The sequence below is a fragment of the Halomicrobium sp. IBSBa genome, assembly GCF_017612575.1.
Lineage (GTDB): Archaea > Halobacteriota > Halobacteria > Halobacteriales > Haloarculaceae > Halomicrobium.
The window spans coordinates 535,384-559,607 of the sequence record NZ_JADPQC010000001.1 but is presented as its reverse complement, the minus strand read 5'-3'; the positions used below and the strand labels follow the sequence as shown (position 1 = coordinate 559,607).

General features: G+C 68.3%; 27 protein-coding genes. 14 read left to right on the top strand and 13 right to left on the bottom strand.

The window, feature by feature from the left end; all coding sequences use genetic code 11:
* Positions 1-2 precede the first annotated feature (2 nt).
* Positions 3-443 (bottom strand): methylaspartate mutase subunit S, encoded by a 441-nt coding sequence (gene glmS, locus IL252_RS02980; protein WP_153553993.1) that lies wholly within the window; start codon positions 441-443, stop codon positions 3-5.
* A gap of 121 nt (positions 444-564) precedes the next feature.
* Between glmS and mct the strand changes: the two genes are divergently transcribed.
* Entirely contained in the window at positions 565-1,755 is a 1,191-nt protein-coding gene (mct, locus tag IL252_RS02975) for a succinyl-CoA:mesaconate CoA-transferase (protein ID WP_208626582.1), read from the top strand.
* A gap of 30 nt (positions 1,756-1,785) precedes the next feature.
* On the opposite strand, the gene IL252_RS02970 is transcribed toward mct, so the two are convergent.
* The 3 genes from IL252_RS02970 to IL252_RS02960 all read right to left on the bottom strand — a co-directional run bounded on the left by IL252_RS02970 (position 1,786) and on the right by IL252_RS02960 (position 6,474).
* On the bottom strand, positions 1,786-2,130 hold the full coding sequence (locus IL252_RS02970) for a DUF5658 family protein (protein WP_208626580.1): 345 nt from the start codon (positions 2,128-2,130) through the stop codon (positions 1,786-1,788).
* A gap of 91 nt (positions 2,131-2,221) precedes the next feature.
* Complete coding sequence (locus tag IL252_RS02965) at positions 2,222-4,213, bottom strand: hypothetical protein (RefSeq protein ID WP_208626578.1); 1,992 nt, start codon at positions 4,211-4,213, stop codon at positions 2,222-2,224.
* 62 nt (positions 4,214-4,275) lie between these two features.
* Complete coding sequence (locus IL252_RS02960) at positions 4,276-6,474, bottom strand: PAS domain S-box protein (RefSeq protein WP_208626577.1); 2,199 nt, start codon at positions 6,472-6,474, stop codon at positions 4,276-4,278.
* Between the two features lie 163 nt (positions 6,475-6,637).
* On the opposite strand from IL252_RS02960, the gene IL252_RS02955 reads away from it, so the two are divergent.
* Both IL252_RS02955 and IL252_RS02950 read left to right on the top strand, forming a co-directional pair.
* Complete coding sequence (locus IL252_RS02955; RefSeq protein ID WP_208626575.1) at positions 6,638-9,061, top strand: ATP-dependent DNA helicase; 2,424 nt, start codon at positions 6,638-6,640, stop codon at positions 9,059-9,061.
* Positions 9,062-9,103: 42 nt separating this feature from the next.
* A complete protein-coding gene (locus IL252_RS02950) occupies positions 9,104-9,610 on the top strand; it encodes a DUF6653 family protein (protein WP_208626574.1) in 507 nt (168 codons plus the stop codon).
* Here IL252_RS02950 and IL252_RS02945 read toward each other — a convergent pair.
* On the bottom strand, positions 9,585-10,169 hold the full coding sequence (locus tag IL252_RS02945) for a hypothetical protein (protein ID WP_208626571.1): 585 nt from the start codon (positions 10,167-10,169) through the stop codon (positions 9,585-9,587). The two genes, IL252_RS02950 and IL252_RS02945, sit on opposite strands and share 26 nt — an antisense overlap.
* Complete coding sequence (locus tag IL252_RS02940) at positions 10,166-10,870, bottom strand: thioredoxin domain-containing protein (RefSeq protein ID WP_208626570.1); 705 nt, start codon at positions 10,868-10,870, stop codon at positions 10,166-10,168. The genes IL252_RS02945 and IL252_RS02940 overlap by 4 nt, the downstream gene beginning before the upstream one ends.
* A gap of 131 nt (positions 10,871-11,001) precedes the next feature.
* Here IL252_RS02940 and IL252_RS02935 point away from each other — a divergent pair, with 131 nt between their 5' ends.
* Positions 11,002-11,157 carry a hypothetical protein gene (locus IL252_RS02935; RefSeq protein WP_015763918.1) on the top strand — a complete coding sequence of 52 codons (156 nt, stop codon included), beginning with the start codon at positions 11,002-11,004 and terminating at the stop codon, positions 11,155-11,157.
* Between the two features lie 96 nt (positions 11,158-11,253).
* Positions 11,254-12,273 (top strand): TRC40/GET3/ArsA family transport-energizing ATPase, encoded by a 1,020-nt coding sequence (locus IL252_RS02930; protein WP_208626568.1) that lies wholly within the window; start codon positions 11,254-11,256, stop codon positions 12,271-12,273.
* Here IL252_RS02930 and IL252_RS02925 read toward each other — a convergent pair.
* The 5 genes from IL252_RS02925 to IL252_RS02905 all read right to left on the bottom strand — a co-directional run bounded on the left by IL252_RS02925 (position 12,270) and on the right by IL252_RS02905 (position 15,919).
* Complete coding sequence (locus IL252_RS02925; protein ID WP_208626567.1) at positions 12,270-12,887, bottom strand: DJ-1/PfpI family protein; 618 nt, start codon at positions 12,885-12,887, stop codon at positions 12,270-12,272. The two genes, IL252_RS02930 and IL252_RS02925, sit on opposite strands and share 4 nt — an antisense overlap.
* A 40-nt stretch (positions 12,888-12,927) precedes the next feature.
* Positions 12,928-13,746, bottom strand: coding sequence for an SDR family oxidoreductase (locus tag IL252_RS02920; RefSeq protein WP_208626565.1), 819 nt, complete (start codon positions 13,744-13,746; stop codon positions 12,928-12,930).
* A gap of 37 nt (positions 13,747-13,783) precedes the next feature.
* Complete coding sequence (locus IL252_RS02915; protein ID WP_208626563.1) at positions 13,784-14,074, bottom strand: hypothetical protein; 291 nt, start codon at positions 14,072-14,074, stop codon at positions 13,784-13,786.
* 67 nt (positions 14,075-14,141) lie between these two features.
* Positions 14,142-14,960, bottom strand: a complete 819-nt coding sequence (locus IL252_RS02910; RefSeq protein WP_208626561.1) for an endonuclease V — start codon at positions 14,958-14,960, stop codon at positions 14,142-14,144.
* Complete coding sequence (locus tag IL252_RS02905) at positions 14,960-15,919, bottom strand: rhomboid family intramembrane serine protease (protein ID WP_208626559.1); 960 nt, start codon at positions 15,917-15,919, stop codon at positions 14,960-14,962. Before IL252_RS02905 ends, IL252_RS02910 begins: the two co-directional genes overlap by 1 nt.
* 133 nt (positions 15,920-16,052) lie before the next feature.
* On the opposite strand from IL252_RS02905, the gene IL252_RS02900 reads away from it, so the two are divergent.
* Together IL252_RS02900 and IL252_RS02895 are read left to right on the top strand one after the other, a co-directional pair.
* Complete coding sequence (locus IL252_RS02900) at positions 16,053-16,658, top strand: molybdenum cofactor guanylyltransferase (protein ID WP_208626558.1); 606 nt, start codon at positions 16,053-16,055, stop codon at positions 16,656-16,658.
* 47 nt (positions 16,659-16,705) lie between these two features.
* Positions 16,706-17,869: a Xaa-Pro peptidase family protein gene (locus tag IL252_RS02895; RefSeq protein ID WP_208626556.1), complete on the top strand. Its 1,164-nt coding sequence runs from the start codon at positions 16,706-16,708 to the stop codon at positions 17,867-17,869.
* A 222-nt stretch (positions 17,870-18,091) separates the two neighbouring features.
* Here the strand turns inward: IL252_RS02895 and IL252_RS02890 are convergent, their stop codons facing one another.
* On the bottom strand, positions 18,092-19,213 hold the full coding sequence (locus tag IL252_RS02890) for a pyridoxal phosphate-dependent aminotransferase (protein ID WP_208626555.1): 1,122 nt from the start codon (positions 19,211-19,213) through the stop codon (positions 18,092-18,094).
* A gap of 53 nt (positions 19,214-19,266) precedes the next feature.
* Between IL252_RS02890 and IL252_RS02885 the strand changes: the two genes are divergently transcribed.
* From IL252_RS02885 to IL252_RS02875, 3 genes are all read left to right on the top strand, one after another.
* Positions 19,267-19,482 (top strand): hypothetical protein, encoded by a 216-nt coding sequence (locus IL252_RS02885; RefSeq protein ID WP_208626554.1) that lies wholly within the window; start codon positions 19,267-19,269, stop codon positions 19,480-19,482.
* A 121-nt stretch (positions 19,483-19,603) separates the two neighbouring features.
* Positions 19,604-20,119, top strand: a complete 516-nt coding sequence (locus IL252_RS02880) for a CinA family protein (RefSeq protein WP_208626553.1) — start codon at positions 19,604-19,606, stop codon at positions 20,117-20,119.
* Between the two features lie 86 nt (positions 20,120-20,205).
* Complete coding sequence (locus IL252_RS02875; protein WP_208626552.1) at positions 20,206-20,700, top strand: metal-dependent hydrolase; 495 nt, start codon at positions 20,206-20,208, stop codon at positions 20,698-20,700.
* On the opposite strand, the gene IL252_RS02870 is transcribed toward IL252_RS02875, so the two are convergent.
* Complete coding sequence (locus IL252_RS02870; RefSeq protein ID WP_208627364.1) at positions 20,697-21,431, bottom strand: PHP domain-containing protein; 735 nt, start codon at positions 21,429-21,431, stop codon at positions 20,697-20,699. The two genes, IL252_RS02875 and IL252_RS02870, sit on opposite strands and share 4 nt — an antisense overlap.
* Positions 21,432-21,548: 117 nt before the next feature.
* Here IL252_RS02870 and IL252_RS02865 point away from each other — a divergent pair, with 117 nt between their 5' ends.
* The 4 genes from IL252_RS02865 (at position 21,549) to IL252_RS02850 (ending at position 24,143) form a co-directional block, all read left to right on the top strand.
* Entirely contained in the window at positions 21,549-21,854 is a 306-nt protein-coding gene (locus IL252_RS02865; protein ID WP_018258068.1) for a hypothetical protein, read from the top strand.
* Between the two features lie 71 nt (positions 21,855-21,925).
* Positions 21,926-22,828, top strand: a complete 903-nt coding sequence (locus tag IL252_RS02860) for an ABC transporter permease subunit (protein ID WP_208626550.1) — start codon at positions 21,926-21,928, stop codon at positions 22,826-22,828.
* Positions 22,825-23,574, top strand: a complete 750-nt coding sequence (locus IL252_RS02855) for an ABC transporter ATP-binding protein (RefSeq protein ID WP_208626548.1) — start codon at positions 22,825-22,827, stop codon at positions 23,572-23,574. The genes IL252_RS02860 and IL252_RS02855 overlap by 4 nt, the downstream gene beginning before the upstream one ends.
* Positions 23,571-24,143 carry a hypothetical protein gene (locus IL252_RS02850; protein ID WP_208626546.1) on the top strand — a complete coding sequence of 191 codons (573 nt, stop codon included), beginning with the start codon at positions 23,571-23,573 and terminating at the stop codon, positions 24,141-24,143. The genes IL252_RS02855 and IL252_RS02850 overlap by 4 nt, the downstream gene beginning before the upstream one ends.
* The last annotated feature ends 81 nt before the right edge of the window (positions 24,144-24,224 follow it).

Sequence of the window (24,224 nt, the reverse complement as noted above, 5' to 3'; positions counted from 1 at the left end):
GGTCAGCTGTCGACCCTCGCTCGCTCGGCCTCGCGGGCCGTCAGCTGGAGGTCCTGGCGAAGCGCCGCGATCGCCTCCTGTGGGTCGGTCTCCGCGTCGAAGACGCGGTCGAACCCCATCTCGCGGAAGCGCTCGCGGGTCTGTTCGAACTCGTCCTGACCGACCGCGAGGTTGCCGCCGACGTAGGTACAGACGTCGAGACCGGCGGCTTCGATCCGGTCGTGAAAGCCCTCACAGTCCTGTCGGGCGTGTCCGTACAGGGAGGAGACCAGTACCGCCTCGGCGTCGTGTGACTGTGCCGCGTCGACGAAGTCCGCCTGCGAGGTCTTGACGCCGAGGTTGACGACGTCGAAGCCTGCGGCCGACAGCGCCTGTTCGAGAATCGTGATACCGACGACGTGAGCGTCGGAGCCGATGACGCCGAGGATGACCGTCCGGGGCATGTGGTAGTGCAGACGAGGCTCCCCACAATAAATGTAATGATCTTTCATGATAATACGTCCTTAAGGAATCCATAATGATTAATCACAAAGATTCATGACCGTACCGACCGAGCCACGACGCATGGGTGCCCTCTCGGACCTTCGGGTCCTGGACCTGACACAGGTGTTGGCCGGCCCGTACTGTACGATGTTGCTCGCGGACATGGGCGCGGACGTGGTAAAGATCGAGCGCCCCGGCGGGGACCTGATCCGGTCGAACCCCCCGTACCTCGAAACCGACGACGAGCCCTACGGCGGCTACTTCCAGAGTGTCAACCGCGGCAAGCGGTCGCTGGAACTGGACTTCGGCGACGAGGCCGACCGCGAGGCGTTCCTCTCGCTGGTCGAACGCGCAGACGTCGTCGTCGAGAACTTCAAGGCCGGAACGATGGAACGGTTCGATCTGGGCTACGAGCGGCTCCGCGAGCGCAATCCGTCGCTGGTCTACTCCTCGATCCGTGGCTTCGGCGACCCGCGGACCGGCGAGACGCACCGCCAGGGCCAGCCCTCGTTCGACCTCATCGCCCAGGCGCTGGGCGGAGTCATGGAGATCACCGGCCCCGAGGACGGTCCGCCGACGAAGGTCGGCCCCGGCGTCGGCGACCTCTTTACCGCGGCGCTGAACGCCGTCGGCATCCTCGCTGCGATCCACCACCGCGAGCGCACCGGCGAGGGACAGTACGTCGACACGGCGATGTACGACGCCATGCTCTCGCTGTGTGAGCGGACGATCTACCAGTACTCCTACGACGGCCACGCTCCCACTCGACGGGGCAACTCACACCCCACGCTGTTCCCCTACGACGCCTTCGAAGCGGCCGACGGCTACGTCGTGATCGCCGCCTTCTCGGACGGCCACTGGCGGACGCTCTGTGAGACGATGGACCGTCCGGCGCTGGCCGCCGAGTACCCCGACGCCGCCAGCCGCCGCGACGCGCGGGCGACGCTCCGGGCCGCCATCGCCGACTGGACGCGCGACCGCGAGACCAGTGCCATCGTCGACGCCCTCGACGGCCGCGTCCCCGCCGCGCCGGTCCAGAACACCGCGGACATCTTCGAGGATCCACACGTCGCGGCCCGCGAGATGCTGGCGACGGTCGACCAGCCCGGCACCGACGAGCAGGTGACGATCGCCGGCAGCCCGATCAAGATGACCGAGACCGATCCGCGACCGCGTGGCCGCGCGCCACTGCTGGACGAACACCGCGACGAGATACTCGAAACCGCCGGTAGCGAGTCCGAAGACGGTCGGCGAGCTGGCAGCGACGATTGACCGGCGTCCCGTTCTCGCCGGTCGCCAGCGTCACGAGAGCACTCCGACGAGCAGTATTCCGGTGTTCCAGGCAGTGACGACGACGCCCACCAGCGCCAGCGTCGCGGGGACGGTCGTCGAGTACGGGTGGGGCAACGCTCGCCACACGAGGTAGGTGCCGACGAAGAACGTCGCTTTGATCGGGAGCAAGACCGCGACGCCGTACCGTTCGACGAGCGATGCGACGACTGGGTTCGCCTCGGTCGAGGAGCCAAGCGTCAGGCCGACCCCGGTCGTGAGGAGATCGCCGATCCCGAAGAAGACCAGTGCCAGCAGCCACAGGCCAGTGGGCGGTTCGAGCGCGTCGAGCGGCGGACTGCCGGTCACGGTGTCCATCTCGACGGCAGAGAGACGCCGCTCCCGGATAGTTACGTGTCAGCTACCTGCCCGAAGCAGTTGGTTACCCGCCGACGAGCGGTCTGCGGGGTCACGCTGGCGGCGTCCAGTGGTACCGGTAGGCGACGCCGAGGACGGAATCGGGGACGACCAGCTCGACCCCGTCCTCGCGCTCACTCGCCGACAACAGGGACGGCATCCAGAGATCGCCCCGATCGCGGTCGCCGCCGAAGGCCTGCATCGCGTCCACGAACGCCAGCGGGTCGTCCGCGTCGGTCTCGCTGTAGGCCTTGATCGCGCGATCGACCAGATCGACGACGAAGACGTATCCGTCGGCGGCGGCGACGCTCTGGGGCAACAGGAATCGATCGCCGTCGGTGCCGTAGCCGGCCTCGCCGTAGACGTGCCACTCGTCGTCGTCGCGGTACTGAAGTCGGTTGTTGTTCCGGTCGGTAACGTAGGTTGCGCGCTCGCCGACAGCCACGTCGCCGGGGTTCCAGAACTCGCCGGGGTCGTGCCCGAAGCGTCCGTCGTCGTCCTCGTAGGCGAGTTCCCCGGTCGTCCGGTCGAAAGTCCACCGGAGCAATCGGCCGTTGAAGGAGTCGACCGCGAGCAGGCGCGTCCGGTCGTCGTCGATCCCGTCCGTCGCCAGCCCTCGGGGCAGCTTGCAGTTGTTCCCCCAGATGCCCCAGGTGGCGGCCGACGTGACGTGATCGATCCGGACGCCATCGCGACAGTCGAGGCGGTAGACGGCGATCTGTGGCTCGTCGTTGTCCGTGTCGTAGGTCAGCGAGTAGTCGGCCGCGAAGAGATAGCCCAAGCCGGGCTCGACCGACCAGAACGCCGTTCCGACCGGGAAGCGGTTGTGCGAGAGCGGGCGCTGGACCAGCGGTCCGCCGCCGTCGGCGTCGGTCACCTGGAGCCGGGCGTTGTCGGCGTCGACGACGAGCAGTCGCTCGCCGCCCACCGTGGGGACGCCGACGGCCGCGCTGGCGAAGTCCAGTCGCTCGGGCGCGGTGTGGTCGCCGCCGACGCTGGCCAGCCGTCGCTTCGACTCGGAGATCGTCCCCAGATCGTAGGCGGCGACGGTGTGGTCCATCGCCTCGGTGACCAGGACCCGTTCGGTCGTGTCGTCGGTCGCCGCGTAGTCCGGCGAGTCGTAGGGGGCGACCTGCATCGGCGACCCGAACCGCCGGTCGTCTAGGCTCGGCGCGATCGTCGAGGGGACTTCGCTCGTGTGGCCCCGCGCCGTGTCGTACATGTGGACGAAGCCACCGCCTACGTCCGGCACGGCGACGCGCTCGTCGTCGCCACTGCCCAGCACGGAGACGCCACGGGGCGTGACGTACGACTGCGGGACGATCGGCAGCCCCGTCTCCTCGAAGGGGACGCCAGCGCCGGCCCGGTCACAGCGAAGGACCGTCGCGAAGTACGAGGGGAACGCGCCGGTCCGGCGCAACACGCCCTCACCAGTGTTCGCGATCAGGAGGTTCCCCGCGGTGTCGACGGCCAACCCCTGTGGCCAGTACAGCGGGAGCGCTCCGGCGAACTCGGAGTCGACCGACCGGATCGTGTCGACGAGCGTCCCCTCGTCGTCGAAGACCGTGACCCGCGCACGGAGGTCGTCGCCCTCGTGGTAGAACTCGTCGGCGACGAACACCCGGAGCCCGTCGTCGTACTCGTAGACTGCGATGCCGTTGGGGTGAAACTGCCCCCCGTCGTCCGGTCGGAAGGTGTCGACGGCGACGACTTCGGGCCGTCGATCGTCGTACTCGTAGGACAGCCGCTGGACCCGGCCGTTGGCCAGATCCGTCACGAACAGCGCCGGATCGCGCGGGTGGTGGGCGAGCCGAAAGGGCAGTTCGAACGATCCCGGCTCCGATCCCGGCTCGCCGACGGCCGTCAGGCGCTGTTCCAGGGCGCTGTCGAGGACGACGAGCCGACTGTTCGCGGTGTCCGCGACCCACACGTTCCCGCGTGGGTCCTGGCACACGCCGACCGGCGTGGTCAGCTGTGGCGAGTCGTCCGCCCGGTCCCCGCTCGTCTCGTACGCGCCGATGGTCGCCTGGTGACGGAACGGCATTCGTGTTAGTACAATGGAGAATACCGATTGTACTTAGTGTTGCTGCATTAATCCGAACGGCGTCAGTCGGGGCCGCTCTCGGGATCGCCGTCCAGTTCGATCGTCACGGTCGTCCGGCCGTCGGTGTGGTCGAAGCCCAGCGCCCCGCCGGAGCGCTCGACGATCCAGTTGACCAGCCACAGGCCCAGTCCGCTCCCGTGTTCCAGTGGCGTCTCGGACTCCTGGTTCAGCGCCTTTCGCTCACACTCCGGCAGGCCGGGTCCGCCGTCGACCACCGACAGCGAGACGCCGTCCCGGTCGCTCTCGACCTCGACGCGGGCATCACACGTCCCCAGCGCCTCGCCGTGCTCGACGGCGTTGTCCACGAGGTTCTCGACGGCGACGACCAGGTTCGGGTGGGCACGCACCGACAGCGACGACGACCCGTCGGTCTCGATGACCGCCTCGGGGTGCTCGTCTTCGACGGCCGTGACGGCGCGGTCGACGACCTGCTCGACGCGCTGGGTCGTCCGGCCCGCCTCGCTGTCGAGTACCGACTCGATCGCTCTGGCCTTCCTCGCGGTCTCTTCGAGCCGTCTGCCCCGTTCCAGCACCGTGCCGGCCAGCTCCCTGTTCGGCCCTTCCAGTTCCTCCATCACGACCTCGGTGTTGCCCATGATGATCGACAGCTCCGAGCGGAGGTTGTGTCGCAACACGCGAGCGAAGACCTGTCGCAGGAGATCCAGCTCCTCGCGACGACGCTCGCGTTCGGTGATGTCCCGGAGCGTGCCGACCGAGCCGACGAACTCTCCGTCGTCTTCGATCACGCCGACTGTCACCTCGTAGAGACGCTGGATCCCGTTGGCGTCGGCCAGCCAGCTCTCGAAGCTCTCGAAGGTCCGGCTCTCGTCGCCGAGAATCGACTTGAGCGCCCTGTCGCCGCGCTCGCCGCCGGCCTCCGGGAGCAGTTCGTTGATCCGCTCGCCGACGACGGCGTCTTTCTCTCGGCCGAAGAACGACGCCATCGGTTCGTTGAGCAGTTCGATCCGGCCCTCGGCGTCGAGGACGTACATCGGATCTCCGGCGCTCTCGACGAGCGTCTGGTACTGTTCCAGTGCCCGCTCGCGTTCCTTGCGTTCCGTGATGTCCCGAACGACACCCATCAGTCCGGCGTAACTCCCGTCTTCGGAGGGCAACAGCGTGTAGTGGATCGACACCTCCAGGCGGGTGCCCGCCCGGTCGAGGAAGGTCATGTCGACGGTGGCGCTCTCCTCGTCGGTGCGTTCGAGGTGGCGCAGCGTCCGCTGGCCCTTCTCTAGCTCGCCCTCCGCCAGCGTCGTCGAGGCGTGCCGGCCGATGATCTCGGTCCGCTCGTAGCCCAGCATCTCGGCGAACGACTCGTTGCAGAAGTCGATCACGCCGTTCTCGTCCAGCGTGTAGAGCCCGTCCTGTGCCTGTTCGACCAGCAGGTCCAGCAGCTCCAGTCGCGCCTCGCGCTGTACCTGTGGCGTCACGTCGCGAAACACTTCGAGGCGCAACGAGCCGACGCTGTCTGGCAGCTCGTGTGCCGAGTGGCTGAAGTGACGTGTCTCGTCGTCGGTCGGCAGTTCAACGACGGTCTCGCTGGTCGCGTCGACCCCTCGCTGGGCTCTGGTCACGGTCCGTATGGCGCTCGGTCTGTCCCCCAGCAGCGCCACGAGCCGCTCGTAGAAGCCACCCGAGTCCGCCGCGGCGTCGACGGGGAAGACCGTCTCGAACGGCTCGCTGGCCCAGCAGATCGTCCCGTCGGGCTCGACGAGGAACTGGTACCCCTCGCAGGCGGCGTCGTCGTCGACCCGCGCCAGCGCCTGTGCCAGCGCGTACTCGCTCTTCTCTTCTCGCTCGCTGACGAGCCCGACGACCTTCTCGATCAGGAACGGGGCGGTGTCGCCCGGGTCGCCCCTGTCGACCAGCGTGTCGACGACGTCGAGCAGTTCGTCGGACACGTTCGCCGGGTCCGTCTCGGTGTAGAGGACGACGGGCAACGTCTGGATCTGGCGCACCTGTTCGTGGATGTGCTCGCTCAGCGAGCCGTCGATCACGACACAGTCGATGGTTCTGGCTTCGGCGACCGTCCGGATCCGTCGGCGGTCGGTCGTCCACGCGACCGAGATCGGGGCGTCGGCGTCCTTGGCCGCTTCGCTGATCGCTCCGGACGACGATCTGTCCCCGATACACAGCACGTCGATCCGTCCGTCGACGGCGTCTCCGTTCCCCCCTCCCGCGGCTCGCTGCTGTCCCATTCTTTTTGTCACCCTCGCTTGCCTAAGTACTACCGTAGCGTCCTTGCAACAGTATAAAGATTCGTGTACTACTGGAAATCTGTCACACGAACGAAAACGACAGGTCCTCGTCGGCGCGGGAAGATCCGGACGTTCAAACGGAGGGACGACGAAGGCCGGTGTAATGGGAGACTCGGCGGCCGACGAACGTGGCTGGGAGGAGTACTTCGCGTTCGACGAGCCGTACGCGAACCAGGGCGACGCCATCGAGCGCGCGATCGAGGCCGGCCGGGCGCGGGGCTACCTCGCGATGGAGGGCCCCTGTGGCACCGGCAAGACGATGGCGGCCCTGACGGCCGGTGCACACCTGCTCGACGCCGGCCACTACGAGCGGATCGTCGTCGTGACGCCGGTCAAACAGCAGCTCCAGCAGTTCGTCACCGACCTGCGCGCGATGAACGCCGGACTGGACGAGCCACTGCGTGGCATCTCGCTGGTCGGCAAGCGCGACCTCTGTCCGTACGGGCGCGAAGGTATCTTCCCCGAGGACAGCTCCGTCCACGACCGCTGTGAAGACCTGCGCGAGAACACGGCACGGCTCGTCGAGGCCGAGGGCGACGGCACCGACCACGCGCCGGCCAGCGCCGCCATCGAGGCGGAACTGGGCGACGACGAGCAGTGGTGGGACCCACAGATCGCCAGCGACCTCGCGGCGGCGGCCCGACCGGACGCCCGCGACCAGCAGCGCCTCGGCGAGGGCACACTGGGGACCGCCGGTGCCGACTCTCCGTACCGCCCCAGCCAGCCCGCCGCGCCCGAGGAGATCGCCGAGAGCGACGATCCGCCGCTTTACTGCCCGTTCGAGGCCGACTGGTACGCCCGCAACACCGGCTCGCCGATTGACTTCGGCGTCGGGGAACACAACGTCGTCACGGCCGAGGAGTACCTCCCCGCGTCGGTGGAGTACGGCACCTGTCCACACCGCGCGATGAGCGTCCTGCTGGAGGCCGCCGACGTGGTGATCGGCAACTACAACCACCTGTTCGACCCACAGACACGTCCGCTCCTCGCCTCGATCCTCGACGAGGACACGTTCGTGGTCGTCGACGAGGCCCACCGGCTCGAAGAGCGCGTCCGGGACCTGCTCTCGGATCGCGTCGGGAGACAGACGCTCACACAGGCCAGAAACGACCTCAACTTCCTGCTCCAGCGGGCTCGCCAGACCGACGACCACCGGCAGCAAGTCGAGGAGGTGCTCGCCGCACGCGAGGTCCCGCTGGCGGCCGTCGAGCAGGCCCAGCAGTTCTACGACGACGTGCTGGACTGGCTCGACGACCGGGTTCGGTCCTACCTCGACGGCGAGTTCGAGGGGTGGCGCACCGACCCCGACAAGCTCCCCCAGCGCGACCACGAGATTCCGCTGCGAGATCCGGAGACCGTCGAACCGGACGCCCTGACCGAGTGGGCCCAGAGCGAGGGGTACGACGGTGGTCTGTGGCGCTCGCTCCCGAAGATCGGCGCGGCGGTCGAAGAGGCCATCGACACGCTGGGGCTCGCACGGACGCCGGTCTGTGCCGCCGTCGGGACGATCGCGGGCCAGTGGTGGGAGCGCGACCACGCCGGCTTCCTCCGCGAGATCGAACTGGAACACGCACCCGCCGACGAGCGCCACGTCGACGCCGACTACGAGGTCGCGTACACCGCCGGGCTGCTGTGTTACAACTGCATGCCCTCGACGGCGCTTCGCAACGTCTTCGACGACCTGGGCGGGGGCGTCCTGATGAGTGCGACGCTCGAACCGCTGGACGTGTTTCAGCACGTCTCCGGGCTCTCTTTCCTCCGTGACGGCGGCCCGGACCGGGACCCTCGCTTCGTCAAGGCCGCGACCTACGGGCTGACCTTTCCCCCGGACAATCGCGCGTCGTATCTCGTGGACTGTCGCCCCTTCACGGCCCGCAACCGCGGCGATCCCGAGTCGATGCGACCGCTTGGCGATGCCTGGAACCCGACCCGCGACGAGTACGCTCACGCCCTGCGAGCCCTGGCGCGCTCGCCGGGCAACGTCCTCGTGGCGATGCCGAACTACCGGGAGGCCGCGTGGGCCGGCGCGTACCTCGACGACGCCGTCGACAAGCCGGTCCTCGTCGACGAGTCGTCCAGCAACGACGCGACGAACCGCCTCAAGCAGCGCTTCTACGACGGGCCCGGCAAGGTGCTCGTCACCAGCGCACGGGGCACGCTCACCGAGGGGGTCGACTACGACGGCGAGAAGCTCTCGACCTGTGCCGTCGTCGGCATCCCGCTGGTCAACATCGGCTCGCCGCGGGTCCGGGGTGTCAAGCGGGCATACGGCGACGCCTTCGGCGACGACGTGGCCTTCGAGTACGCCCTGACCGTGCCCGCGGTCCGGCGCGCCCGCCAGGCCATCGGGCGGGTGATCCGCGGGGCCGAGGAGGTCGGCGTCCGGGCGTTCGTCGGCCGGCGCTACTGCCCCGAGGCACGCCACTCCGTCTACGAGTTCCTGCCGGAGAACGAACGCGAGGAGTTCACGCAGCTGACCCCGGAGTTCCTGGCCGACCAGCTCGACCGCTTCTGGGACCGCCCGTAGCCCGTGGCCGACGTATTTGGGCCACCGGTCCGTACTGCCACCATGAGCGACTCACGAGCAGAGCGTGCGCGGGCAGCGTTCTGGCGTCGCCACGCGAACCCCAAGAGCGGCTGGTCGCGCGTTCCCACCGGCCCCGTGATCGTGTACGCGATCTACCGACGCGACTGGCGACTGCTCGCGGCGGCGCTCGTCTGGACGGTGCTCAATCTGGTCCTGTTCTCGCCGCCCGAGACCGACGACGCCTGGATGACCCGTGCGGTCCTCGCCGAACGGTGGTGGATCGACGACGAGCAGCGCCCGACGATCGGGCTGGCCTACCCCAACGTGTGCAACGCCGTCGGTGCCGCGGCCTTTGGGTACGCGCTGTACGCCGCGTGGCGACGCCGCCCGACGGCGGCCGCGGCTGCGACGGCGCTGGGCGTCGCGCTGAAGTGCTGGTGGCTCGGCGTGCTGGTGCGACGCTACGACGCGCGAGCGACCCGCGAGTCGTCGGACCGTCCCTCGACTGGCACTGCCGACGGGTTCAGGCGTCCACGGGACAGCCGTTGATCTGCCCGCCGCGCATGCCGTCGGCCAGCCAGTACGTCGACAGGACGACGACCAGCAGTGCCACCACGGCGAATTCGAGGCCGTCGAGGGGGAGCCACAGCAGCGAGGTCGAGACGCCGACCAGCGACAACAGTCCCAGCAAGATCGCCGAGCCACAGGCCGCACAGCCGGCCCCGAGCGCGCCAAGCACCGCCCCGAGGACGCTCGTGCCGCCCTGCTGGAGCGAGAGGCCGTGTTCCCGGAAGTGGTAGGCCACCATCGCGACGTTGACCCCCAGCGTGGCGGCGACGACCACGAGCAGGCCGCCCTGGAGCGGCGTGAAGGCGGTGCCGACGAAGGGATAGAGGCTCACGAGAAGCTCGACTTTCGACCCCGTGGAGATGGGCAGCGAGAGCGTGTCGACGACCAGCGAGACGTTCAGCGACAGCGAGAAGGCGGTCAGTCCCGCCACCGTGGCGGCGAGAGCGACCGCGGCGTAGGCCGGGATCGTCACGACGAGCCGGGCAGTGCGCCCCATCAGTCGCCAGTCGGCCCGGCGCGTCGGTAGCGAGACCATCATCCCAGCAGGACGTTCTCGAAGACCGTGAAGTCCTGGGCTCCGCTGACCGTCGTCTGGTACTCGCCGTCTCGGAACAGGTAGAACGTCGGCGTCCCCGACGCGCCAGCGGCCTGTCCGGCGTCGTAGTCGGTCTGGACCGCCTCGGCGGCGGCGTCTTCGCTCACTTCCGTGACGACCGCCGATCCGTCCACGTCGGTCGCGTCGTCGAGGTACGAGCGGGTGCGATCGAGGACGTTGTCCGTCGAGAACTGCCCCTGCTGGTCGAAGTAGTGTGCCTTCAGGTCCCAGACGGCGGCCGGGTCGCGAGCGAACGTCGTCTCCAGCGCCCGAGTCGCCGGGCCACCCCACTCGTAGACGACGGGATACCCCCGGAAGACGTAGGCCACGTCACCGGGCGCGAGCAGTTCGGACTCGATCTGTGGAAACGTGTTCTGATTGAACCGCCGGCAGCTCGGACAGGAGGGGTCCTCGAAGGCGACGATGACCCCCTGCCGGCTCCGGTCTCCGAGCGTCGGCTGGTCGTTGATCCCCGTCGCCGACGGGTGATCGAAGTCCACGTCGCTGCTCCCGCTGGTCATCAGCTCCCGGTCGGTCGGAGTGGCGTCGGCGTCGGTGTTGGCGTCACCGCCGACACAGCCCGCCGTCCCGGCCACCAGTCCGGCGGTCCCACCGAGCAGCCGCCGCCGCGTCAGATCGTCCATGGGCGGGTGTCGGAGCCGTAGCGTATATCCTTTGGCCGGACGTCCGCTCGGCGCGCACACGTCGAGGCGACTGCCGGCAACAGTGTGGCGATGCGGAAAACATATATGCAATCGTGTGAGTGAAATAATAGATGCCCGAGTGCCAGAACTGCGGAGAGTTCGTAACAGAGCAGTACGTTCGGGTCTTCACGCCCGAAGGACACGACGGGCCACGGGTCTGCCCCTACTGCGAGGACAAGCTTCGTGACGGCGCAGACGTGCGCGAAGCGCGCTCCTCTCGGCAGTAGCCCGGTCCGTTTTTCCCAGGTCCCCGCGAGTCACAGCCGTCGTTCGAGTCACTACCCAGTCGACAGTCTCAAGGACGGAACGGCGTACCTCCACGTATGAGCGAACTCGACGTCGAGACGGTCGAAGAGATCGACGCGCCGACCGGTGTCGACGCGCCGGACTACGTCCTCTACGGCGGCAAAGGCGGCGTCGGCAAGACCACCTGTGCCGCGGCCACGGCGCTGGCGAGCGCCCGCGACGGCACGGCGACGCTGGTCGTCTCGACCGACCCGGCACACTCCCTGTCGGACACGCTCGGGACCGAGATCCCCGCCGAGCCCGCCCGGATCCGCGAGGACCTCCCGCTGTACGCCGCCGAGATCGACCCGGAGGCCGCCGTCGGTGAGGGGCCGCTGGGGATGGACGCCGATCTCGGCGGTCTCGAACAGTTGCTGGGCGGCGACGACGCGAACCCGCTCGCGGGATCGATGCCGGGTTCCGACGAGGCCGCGGCCATGCGCCTGCTCTTGCAGTACATGGACGACGACCGCTTCGAGCGCGTGGTCGTCGACACCGCGCCGACCGGCCACACGCTTCGCCTGCTGGAACTGCCCGAGGCCATGGACTCGATGCTCGGAAAGTTGCTGACGCTCAAAGAGCGCATGTCGGGCATGCTGGAGGGACTGGGCGGGATGTTCGGCGACGACGCGGACCAGGAGGAGATGGAGCGCGACCTCCAGGCGATGCGCGAGCAGATCGAACAGCTCCGGGCGATCTTGCGCGATCCCGAGAAGACCGACTTCCGTGTCGTGATGGTGCCCGAAGAGCTCTCGGTGATGGAGTCCGAGCGGCTGCTGGACCGGCTGGACGCTTTCGGTATCCCGGCGGGAACCCTCGTCGTCAACCGCGTGTTACAGGACCTCGACAGCGTCGTCGACACGGAACTGCCGGACGACTACGTCGGTCCGAACCACGACGACTGCGAGTTCTGTGCCCGTCGGTGGTCAGTCCAGCAGGACGCGCTGGCCCGCTCTCAGGACCTCTTCCGGGGCCACGAGGTCCGGCGCGTGCCGCTGCTGGCCGAGGAAGTTCAGGGGGAGGAACTGCTGGAAGTCGTCGCGGCCTGCCTGGACTAGGCGCTCTCGCTCCGGTAGATGTCGTCCGAGCGGTCGTATTCGAGCGTCGCTCGCACGTTCTCGGCGACGCTTGCGCCCCACTCGCGTTCGACGAGCCACAGCGCGAGATCGATGCCGGCGGTGACGCCGCCGGCAGTGAGCACGTCGCCGTCGTCGACGACGCGCGCGTCGACCACCGTCGCGTCCGTGGCGGCGAGGTCCGACAGCGCGCTGGCGTGGGTCACTGCCGGGCGGCCCTCGAGGAGTCCGGCGCGGGCGAGTACCATGGCACCGGTACAGACTGCGGCGACCGTCGAGCCGGCGGCGTGACAGTCCGCGACGAGGGCCGGGACGACGCCGCGTTCGACGGCCGCTCTGACGCCCCCAGCGGTCCCACTGGCCCAGCGCCCGCCCGGCACGAGCAGGTAGTCTGGTGGGTCCTCGGCGTCGAGCGTGCCGTGGGGCACGATCTCGGTGCCCTTGCTCGCGGTCACGCTCTCGGTCGGTGTCGCGGTCAGGAGCGCCACGTCGGAGAGATCGATATCGCTCTCTGTGGCTCTCGCCAGTACGTCGTACGGACCGACGGCGTCGAGCGATTCGACCCCGTCGAACAGGAGCACGGCAGCGTCGGCCATACCGACACGACGTGCCCGAGTCGCAAAAACGCCGCGTCGGTCAGACGAGCTTCCGCAGGAGGGCGACCGCCAGGTCCCGCCAGCGACCCGGGAGGTGGCTGGCGAGGGTGGCGACGCGAGCGAACTGGCCGACGGGGTATCGCGGCTGCGGGTCGGTGGTCACGGCGGCGTCGCGGATCGTGTGCGCGACCGTTTCGGGCGAGACCGACACCGCGTTCTCGCTGACCAGCGCGGTGTCCTCGTAGAGATCGTAGAGCCACCCGTACGCGCCCGAGGCTTCCGTGTCGGCCATCGCCTCGCCCGCCCGGTCGACGAAGCTCGTCTCCACGGGACCGGGCTCGACCAGGACCACGTCGACGCCGAAGTCGGCGACCTCGGCCCGCAGCGAGTCGCTCATCGCTTCGAGGGCGAACTTCGAGCCGGCGTAGGCTCCGGCCCCCGGCGTCGCGATCCGACCGTTGACGCTGGAGACGTTGACGATCGTGCCGTCCTCGCGGTCCCGCATGTGGGGCAGGACTTCCCGCGTGAGTCTGTGGGGGCCGTAGACGTTCACGTCGAACTGCTCGTGGAGCTGTGCCGTCGTCACGTCTTCGAGGGGGCCGTACTGGCCGTAGCCCGCGTTGTTGACCAGACAGTCGATGCGGCCCTCGGCTCCGACGACCGTCTCGACGACCCGCTCGCACTCGCGGGCGTTGGTCACGTCGAGTTCGGCCGTCTTCGCACCCGAGTCGGCGAGACCGGCCACGTCGGCCTCGTTCCGGGCCGTCGCCCACACCTGCCAGTCGTCTGCGAGAAACGCCTCGGCCGTCGCCTGCCCGATGCCAGAGGAGGCACCCGTTATCAGCGCCGTCTTCGTCATGTCGGCAGCCTCGCCCCCCTGATAGTTAACCTTCCCGTCACCGGCCGGCCGCTCCGTCGGTCGCCGCCGACTCGTGTTCCTCGTGCAGCTGGAGCGCCCGGACGATCACGTACAGCAGGACGATGGCGGCCCCGACCGCGAGGACGAACTGTGCGATCACCGAGAACAGCAATCCGAGACCGCCGCCCAGCCACAGCCCCAGCGTCGCCGGGACGATCGCCACGGCGACGAACACCAGGATGAGCGCGCTGATGGGGACCGCTTCGCGGATGATCGCGTCGGTGTCGAGGCCGCCGCCCGCGTCGACGAACGGTCGTTGGAGGGACATACACGCGGCTTCCGGCGACTGGCACATCAGTCTCACGGAACGGTCGACGGCGTGGCGGTCGGCGCTGTCAGGCCCGATCTTCTCGCACTGTGGCTTTCGCCTCGTCGGCGTCGCTGTCAGCCAGCCGGGTCGGTTCCGGGAGCTTGTAGCCGGCCGTGGTCGCGAGCACGAGCTCCGGGACCGCCGCGGCCCCGACGCGGTGGCCGGGACTCACGTAGAGGGGGTTGATGTGGCGGTTCGGCGAGTCGTACTGCCGCGTCTGGACGGCGTGGCCGATCAGCGTCCCCGGCTCGGCGGTCTCGACGCTGTCGTCGGCCTCGATGCCGACGGTTGCGCCGACCGGGAGCGTCCGGTCCAGCGACTCGCGGGGCTCCCCACAGAGGAGGCTCTTGGCGACGCCGATCGCGGGCACGTCGAACAGGACGCCGACGTGGGTCGCCAGCCCGGCTTCGCGGAAGTGGATGCGTCCGCTGCCGTCGACGACCAGCAGGTCCGGGGTCCGTCGGAGTTCGCCCAGCGCCGCGACGATCGCGCCGCCCTCGCGAAAGGAGAGCAGGCCGGGGACGTAGGGGATCTCGGTCTCGACGGCGGCGTGGACCCGTTCGACGACTTCGCCGCCGCGGGTGAGGACGACCGCCGAGACCGCCACGTCGTCGACGAACGCCTGGTCGACGCCCGCGACCAGCGGCGGGTCCCCGGCGTCACGCTCGCCCTCGCCGTGGTCGCCGAGTCGCTGCTGGTCCGGCTCGCTGCGACCCAGGGCGGCCGGGTCGAACTCCAGATCGTCAGCGAACGTCGCCGTCGCCGCGATCTCTCGCTGGAGCGACTCCATCTCGTCGCGCCCGAGCGCGGGGTCCGGAAGGAAATCGGGTCGAGCGGGCTCCATCAGAACCGACCGCGGCCGGGACCACCCGGTCCGCCGGGACCGCCGGGTCCGCGACCGCCGCCACCGAACTGTAACTGATTGGGCGTCCGACGCTGGCCTTTGACCTGGCTGCCGTACCACAGCCCGATCACGAGACCGACGAGGTGGGCCATGTCGGCGACGTTGCCGCCGGTGAAGCCGCCGCCGACGCCGAGAATGCCGGCGACGCTGACGATTAGGTAGAAGCCGGTGATCGCCCAGATCGGCACCGGAATCAGGAAGTAGAGGTAGACCCGGAGGCTGGGGTTGAGGACCGTCAGGACGCCCATGATCGCCAGCCCGGCACCGCTGGCCCCCAGAACGCCGGCACCGAGGGCGGGCTGGTAATCGAGGAAGACGAGCAGGTGTGAGAGACCGATCTGTCCGAGGCCGGCCAGCGCACCGGAGACGAGAAACAGGATCGTGAACTGCTTCGATCCGACGTAGTCCTCGACGATCCGGCCGAAGAAGAAGATCACGATGCTGTTCAGCGCGATGTGGCCGAGGCTCAGCGGCGCGTGGGAGAACACGGAGGTGAACCAGGTCCAGACGTACTCGGGGTGCTGGGGCTGGAGCGTGAAGATCGCGCTCCAGGTCGGCCCGCCGATCGGGATGCCCACGAGGACCACCAGATGCTGCAAGAGGAAGGTGACCCACATCAGCCCCAGCATGGTGTAGGTCGCGTTCCCGCGGAAGTACCCGAGGATGCTGCCCGGCCCGGTGTCGACCGAGAGGCGGTCTCCCAGACCGCCGCTCCCGCCGCCGTCGTCGACACTGTCGTCGAATCCGCTGTCGAACACGCCGTCGGGGTCACCCCAGTCGTCCAGCCCCGGACAGTCGTGTGCCTCCGGCAGCCGGTGCTCCGAGCAGTAGGTCCCCCCGCAGTGGTGACACCGGTACGGCATGTTCTCGGTCTTGCCACACGCGTCGCACTTCGACATTGGCGAGTGCTTGGGCTGGCCGGTGCAAAGGGGTTGTGCTTGTGGCCCTCTCGGGGGCGTCTGTGATCGACGCCGGTCCCACACGGCACCTGTTCGGCGAAGGCTCTTTAGCGCGTGCCGCGAACGTCCAGCCATGCACAGCGGCGTCGTCGTCGCTGGCGGGCGCTCGACGCGCTTTGGCGACGGAGACAAGGCACTGGCCGACCTCGCGGGGACGCCGATGATCCGACGGGTCGCTGACCGTCTCGCGCCGGTCGTCGACGAGCTGGTGGTCAACTGCCGCGCCGACCAGCGTCGGGACGTGGCGGCGGCCCTCGACGGCCTCGACGTGCCGGTCTCGTTCGCGATAGATACCGTCCCTGACCGCGGCCCGCTGGCCGGGATCGAGACGGGACTCGACGCGGTCGCGGGAGAGTACGCCGCCGTCGTCGCCTGCGACATGCCGTTCGTCGAGCCCGCTCTGGTCGCACACCTCTTCGAACGAGCGGCGGGCCACGAGGCTGCCGTCCCACGGCCCGACGAGTGGTTCCAGACGACACAGGCGGTCTATCACGCCGACGCGATGACCGACGCCTGCCGGCGGGCGCTCGACGACGGCCAGCGTCGCGTGGCCGTCACACTGGACGCCCTCGACGTCGCAGTGATCGACCGCGACGAAGTCGAACGCCACGCGACGATGGAGACCTTCGAGAACCTCAACACGCGCGAGGCGTTCGAAGCCGCGCGGGACCGCCTCTGAGATGCCGGCGGCGGTGGCTTTTTTCTGGCCGGGCTCTTGGAGCGAGTATGCCGACAACACTTCCGGCGAGCGAGTTCCGCGATCGCCTCGCGAACGTCCGCGACCGGCTGGCGGCAGCCGACGCCGACGGTGCCGTCTGGTTCGACGCGACGAGCATCGAGTATCTGACCGGCTTTCACCACATCCAGACCGAGCGGCCGGTCGCGCTGGTCGTCACCGACGGGCGCGTCGAGATCACCGTGCCCCGGCTCGAAGTCGAGCGCGTCGAGCCAAACCCACGGATCGACGCCGTCCACAGCTACTTCGACTACCCCGGCGGCGAGCCCATCGCGACGGTCGCCGAGACGATCGCCGAACTCGGTGTCGAGGCGGTCCTCGCAGACAGCGACGGCGCGCCCGGCGTGATGGGCTACGAGGGGCCAGCGCTGAGCGAGTTCCTCGACGTGACCGAACACGACGGCTGGGTGGCCGGAATGCGCGAGGCAAAGAGCGACGCCGAAGTCGGCCTGATCGAGGAGTCCGCGCGGTGGGCGAACCTCGGCCACCGCCACCTCGCAGACCTCACCGAGCCGGGGGCTCACCCGGCGACGGTCAGCCAGCGGGCGTCGCTGCAGGCGTCACGGGCCATGCTGGACACGCTCGGCTCCGAGTACGCCGTCCGGACCAGAGCCGACGGCCCGGTTCACGCCGGCTACATCAGCGGCTCGGAGACAGCACTCCCGCACGGTCACACGCCCAACGAGCGACTCACGACCGGGGACGTGCTCGTCACGGGCGCGACCGCCAACGTCGACGGCTACTACGCCGAACTCGAACGGACGATGTTCGTCGGCGAAGTCAGCGACGAGCAGGCCCACTACTTCGAACTGATGGTCGAAGCCCAGGACGTGGCCTTCGAGGCGATGGGTCCCGGCGTCCCGGTCAGCCACGTCGACCAGGCAGTGTGGGACTACTTCGAGGAGCAGGGCGTCGCCGACCTCGCGCGCCACCACGTGGGTCACAACATCGGGATGGACGGCCACGAACCGCCCTACATCGATCGGGGCAACGACGCCGAGATGCGGCCGGGCCACGTCTACACGATCGAGCCCGGCCTCTACACCGACGAGGCCGGCTACCGCCACTCGGACACGGTCGCGATCACGGCAGACGGGATCGAGCGACTCACTTACTACCCGCGGGACCTCGAATCGAACGTCGTCAGGGAGTGATACGGATTATTGTCGCCGTCTGCCCGGTCGACCGCACACTGTCGTGCGCTCGATCCGGGAAAGATCTACAATAATCCGTCTGAGACGGGAGGACGGTGCGCACCGGGACGCGACGACAACGTTCCATCTCAGACGAGGCGGGCGACGACGCCGCCATCCGGAGCGGGTGCCGTCGCTACTCGACGCTCACGGTCCGTGTGTCAGACGCTGACTGCGGGTCAGCTATCGGGAGAAAAACGTCGCGAGCCGGTCGGCTGCCTCGTCGACGCGCGGTGTCATCAGCGCGAAGCGGAACCACTCGCTGCGCGAGTCGCCGAAGGCCTGGCCGGGCATCCCCGCGACGCCGGCCTCGTCGATCAGTTCGTAGGCGTGATCGAAGTTTCCGTCGTAGCCATCGAAGCGGGCCATCACGTAGAATCCACCCTCGGGGCGGTCGTACTCCGCTCCGGCAGCTTCCAGTGTCTCACAGAACGTGTCGATCCGCTCGCGGAGTCGGTCTCGGATGTCGGCGTAGTACTCGGGACCCGTCGTCTCGAGCGCCCGCAGGACGGCGTACTGTGCCGGGCGCGAGCCGGTGACGTTCGTGAGCATGTGTCGCGTTCGCGCTCGTTCGAGCAGGTCGCCGGTCGGCCCGTCTTCTGGCGGGAAGATGGCGTACCCGACGCGCAGGCCCGTGATCGCCATCGCCTTCGAGAAGGAGTTGGTGGCGACGACGTTGGGTGAGTCGATCTCGACGGCCGAACTGAACCGGCCGGTGTAGTCGAAGTGGTCGTACACCTCGTCCGAGACCAGCAGGGCGTCGTTCACTTCGGCGATCTCGACGAGCCGTTCCATCACGTCGGCGTCGTACACCGCACCCGTCGGGTTGTTGGGCGTGTTGACGACGATCACCGCCGTCTCCTCGCTGGCCCGTTCCCGGACGCGTTCGGGATCGAGGTGGCCTTGCTCCTCGACCGGGACGAACCCGACGTCGGCGTCGAGGAAGTGCGCTCGCCCGGCGTAGTAGGGGAAGACCGGATCGGTGAGCAGGATCTCGTTGCCACTGAACCGTTCGAGACCGCCGAACACCGCGAGGTGGTTGGCCTCGCCGGCTCCGTTGGTGATGATGACGCGGTCGCGGTCGACACCGCGCCGGGCGGCGATGTGCTCGCGTAGTTCCGGGAGCCCGTCGCTGGGCAGGTACTGGAAGTCGTCGGCCGGGAAGTCGGCGTACTCCCGCAGGCCGTCGCGAATGCCTGCGGGCGGGTCCCAGTCCGGGCTTCCGGACACCATGTCGATCACGTCTCGATCGGCGCGTCGCGCGTACTGGACCACCCGGAAGAACCGGGGCGTTTGATAGTCCATGATCGACAGTGTACGTCGACTCCCCTTTCTCTTTCTGTCTGCGGTCGTCACCCTTGCCGAACGAGGAGGACGACGACGCCGACCACGAGCAGGGCGATCCCCCAGAAGAGGTCGCTACCGGGGAGGAATCCGAGGACGAGCGTGACGAGTCCGGAAGTGATACTACCGGCTGTAAATCTGTGAGCGATTTCGCCACCCGGGGTGGCGAAGATCCTCACGAAGTTACAGCCGGCAGTATGAGGAGCGACCAGCCGAGCGTCGTTCTGTAGGCCATGTAGACAGTACGATTCGACGACAGATAAGCCGTCGGTCCGACCGTCGGTTCTGACCGCGCGGTCCAGCCGCCGCCGGGGTGGAACCATTATCCGACAGTCCGGCCAACGTGTGCGTATGCCAGACGACACTGACGGCGGGATCGAGGCCCGCGTCGGCGAGAGGCTCCGCGAGACCGACGCGACCGTCGCCGTCGCGGAGTCCTGTACCGGCGGCCTGATCGGCTCGCTGCTGACCGACGTGCCGGGGTCGAGTGACTATTTCGATCGTTCGGTCGTCACCTACTCCTACGACGCCAAGCGGGACCTGCTAGCGGTCGACCGCGAGGCCCTCGACGAGGCCGGCGCGGTCAGCGAGCCGGTCGCCCGCCAGATGGCTCGCGGCGTCAGAGACACCGCCGACACGACGTGGGGCGTCGCGACCACCGGCGTCGCCGGCCCCTCGGGCGGGACCGAGGCGACGCCGGTCGGCACCGCCTACGTCGGCGTCGCCTACGCCGCGCCGTGGGGGACCGGCGACTCGTCGACGTGGGTCGAGCGCTACGAGTTCGACGGCGATCGGACGACGGTCAAAGACGAGATCGCCAGACAGGCCCTCTCGGACCTCCGAGACGCGGTCCAGCGACGAGCCTGACGGTCGCGTCCACGCCGGTCGGCACCGACAGGGCGGCCGGTGGAAATCGCCGACCATTATACCGGTCGCCAGCTAGCCACCACTGCATGAACAAACGCGGGCACGTGTTGAACGCGGCCCTGTTGAGTATCGGACTGGGGTACGTCCTCGAACCCTCCGGTGACGTGGTGACGTTCGTCACGATCGCCGAGGTGTCCGCGCCGATCGTCCTCGGCGCGCTCTTTCCCGACGTGGACACGGCCTTCGGCCGCCACCGCAAGACGCTGCACAACCTCCCGGTGCTCGCGATCTTCCTCGCGTATCCGATCTACTTCTCGAATCTCCAGTGGGTTTGGCTCGGCGTTTTGACCCACTACGCGCTGGACTACTTCGGCTCTCGGCGAGGGATCGCGCTGTTCTATCCGCTGTCCGACCAGGAGTACGGATCGCCCACCGGCGTCACGACCTCCAGCGACCGCGCCGAGATCGTCACCGTCGTGGTGACCGCCTTCGAGGTCGTCGTCGCGATCGTCCTCGTCCACGTCCTCCCCCAGTACGTGCCGGCCGAGGCGATGCAGATCGTCGGCCTGGCGGCCCCTTAGTACACCTTCACGTCGTCGAACCGACCGCCGTAGGCGACGTGGTTCGGGTGGGTCGGCTCCGTTCCCTGCAACAGGAGGCGATCGACTTTCGACCAGCTGTTCTCGTAGCCGAGGTGGCAAAACTCCAGGCCACAGCGGAGCCGATGCGCGAGCCCGTCTCGATGAAACACCCGTCTGGGAGCCCCCTCGCGGAGCGCCCCGACGAGATCGTCGGCGTCGTCGATCTCGCGGTCGAAGCTGACCCAGGCCTCGCCGACGGTCCCCCTGACGTGGGCGTACGACGACGTGAACGGCTCGATATCGAAGTCACTCGCCAGGGCCTTCGCCCGGCGGTTGTGGTGGGGCCAGTGTTTCGGATTGTACACCTCGACGGCGTCGATCCGGTCGCGGTGTGCCCTGATCTCCTCGCGCGTGAGACTGACGTTGAGAAAGCCGGGATGGGGAACGAGCGCGGCGGCGTTCTGGCGCTTCAGTTCCTCCATCGTCCCCTCCAGGGTGAGAAAGTCGGGCACCGGATCGGAGAGCCCGACGGCGAGGACGTGGCGGCGCTGTTGCCAGTTGCCGGTGAACAGCTCTCTGGCCGGGACGACGGTCAGCTCGTCGTCGGAGAACTGCGCCGCTCGGGATTCGATCTCTGGGAGCCGTGTGAAGTGCGGTGCGTAGACGAGTGCGTCCAGTCCGCGCGCTTTCGCCCGCTCGACGACGCGTTCGTCGAGCACTTTCACGTGCATGTCCACCCGACAAGCGGTCTCCGTCACACCACAACGTACCGTGGTCCCGTAATTAGTGATTGCGCTCTCGGTCGTCGGGGAGAACGCTTTTGACTCCGGCTCGCATCTCCTCGGACAATGCCACGCTGGGAGTGTGCGATCGACGCCGACGGCGAAGTCTTCGAACGCGTGGAGGACCTCATCGTCCACCAGTCTATCGAACACGAGCGGATCGCGTGCAAGGTCTGTGGAGCGGTGCTTCCCGACGGCTACTTCGCGATCCGCCACGCCTTCGACGAACACAGCCGCGCCGAGTACGTCCGGGCCTACGACGCCGACGCCTCCGAGGTCCGCCGCCGTGAGAACGTCAAGGAGAGCATCGAGGAGACCGCCGACATCAGAGAAGTCATCGACCGCCTCGAAGGCGACGAGAGTGCGCCGTAGCAGCGTGTCGCCGTTCTCGCAGTTCGTGACTGATAGGTAGTATTATCAGAAGGCGAGACAGACCCCATCGTATGGCCCTCCCACGATGGTTCCCGATCGCTCGCAACGAGGCGTACGCGCTGCTCACTGCCAAAGGTTCCTGGTTACTGGCCCTCCTCCTCGTCGGCTGGGCGTACCGCCCGGAGTATCTCGCCTGGGACGAACTCGGGCGGAACATGACTGTCGCCTTCGTCCAGTCGGCTGGGAGCGTGCTCCTCCCACTCGGCGTGTTGCTGCTGAGCTACCGCGCGATCGTCGAGGAACGAGACTCGGGCAGCCTGAAGTTCCTGCTGGGGCTGCCGGTGACTCGCACCGACATCCTCGTCGGGAAGGTCCTCGGGCGGAGCGCCGGCCTCGCGGTCCCGTTCACCGTGGCCGCGGTCGTCCTGGGGCTACTCGGAGCCGTTCGCTTCGGGCTCTTCTCGCCGCTGCTCTTTCTCGGAGTCACGCTCGTCACGCTGCTGTACGTCCTCACGCTCGTCTCGGTCGCCACGGCGGTGTCGGCGGTGACGACCAGCACGGTCCGCGCGACAGCGCTGGTCTTTGGCGGCTTCTATCTCTTGCTCACAGTGTTCTGGAAGACGATCGCGAGCGGTCCCGTCTACGGCGCGCTCACCGGCAGCGCCGCCGATCCCTACGCCGCGCCGGCCGACGGGCTCCTGTTTGCCTTGCTCCGTCTCACTCCGGAACGCGCCTACGGCGTCGTGACGAACTGGCTCCTCGGTGTCGGCAACTCCGGCGCGGGCTACAGTGTGGTCCTGACCAAGCTCCAGCCAGAATCGAACGTCAACGCGTTCGTCGTCGACGCGGCGTTCGGACAGACCACGGCACCGGTCTACCTCCACGAAGCGCTCGGGCTCGTCGTGCTTGTGGCCTGGTGTGTCGTCCCGTTGGCACTGGCTCGCTATCGCTTCGAACGGGGTGATCTCGCGTGACGCCGCCCGCCATCGAAACGGACGGCCTCACGAAGCAGTACGGCGACTCGACGGCGCTCTCAGAGCTGGAGCTGACCGTCGAGCGAGGCGAAGTGTACGGCTTTCTGGGACCCAACGGTGCCGGCAAGTCGACGACGATCAACCTCCTGTTGAACTACATCAAGCCCACCGCGGGCACGGCGCGGGTCCTCGGCCACGATCCGTGGAACGACGTGGTCGCCTGCCACCAGCGGGTCGGCATCTGCCCGGATCGGTTCGACACCTACGACGATCGCTCGGCGCGACGCCACCTCGAACTCGTCATCGACACGAAGCGCGCCGACGACACGCCGCGATCGCTGCTCGAACGCGTCGGGCTGGTCGACGCCATCGACAAGCCCGCCGGTGAGTTCTCCCAGGGGATGGAACAGCGGCTGGCCCTCGCGATGAGTCTCGTCGGCGACCCCGACCTCCTCGTGCTCGACGAACCCTTCACCGGGCTCGATCCCCACGGGGCGTCCCTCGTTCGAGCGGTCGTCGACGCCGAATCCGAACGCGGCGCGACGGTGTTTTTCTCCAGTCACGTGCTCGGACAGGTCGAACTGGTCTGTGATCGCGTCGGCATCCTCCACCGGGGCCGCCTCGTCGCGGAGGGGTCGCTGGCCGAACTCCGAGACCGATGTGGTCTGTCGGCCGACGCGACCATCGAAGCGGTGTTTATGGAACTCACCGGCGACTCCGTTCGCACGGGGGAGGTGAGCGAATGAACCGACGCCGCTACCTCGGCCTCGCCACTGCGGCCATGAGCGGCCTCGCGGGCTGTCTGGCCGACACGGAGTACTCCGTGAGCGCCGTCGCCGTCGACGATATCGCTGCCCCACTCGCACTCGACGTGACGCCGGTCGACCGGAGCGTGACGGTCGACAGCCCCGGCACGCTCGCGCTCACGCTCCGGAACACCAGCGAGAAGCCAATCGAGATCCGAACGACGGGCGTCTGGCCGTTCGGCATGCTCGGCCTCGCCCCACCCGGCGAACACGGACCCGACGCGATCCTCCTGCTGTCGGACCAGTACGAGGAGACGGACCGGGTCGAGGCGACGGCCAGCAGCGCCCACCTCGACAACACCCCGATCACGGACACACTGGACGGCGGCGAGTCGGTCGGCGCACAGTACGAGATCCACGGCCAGCGAGTCGCCGACACCGGAACCCACACGCTCCGTGGCTACTTCGACGCCGTGCCCCTCTCCTATCGCGACCCCGACGCCGACGGATGGACCCAGTACCATCCCGACGTGACCGTCGACCTCTCGAAGCGGCCGCTGCTACCGTAGCGACTCCCGATCGGGACTGTCGGGCCTCTAACCTTTACTGCGTCGGGGTCGCGTGGCGACCCGCTCCTTGTAAAACTTCGT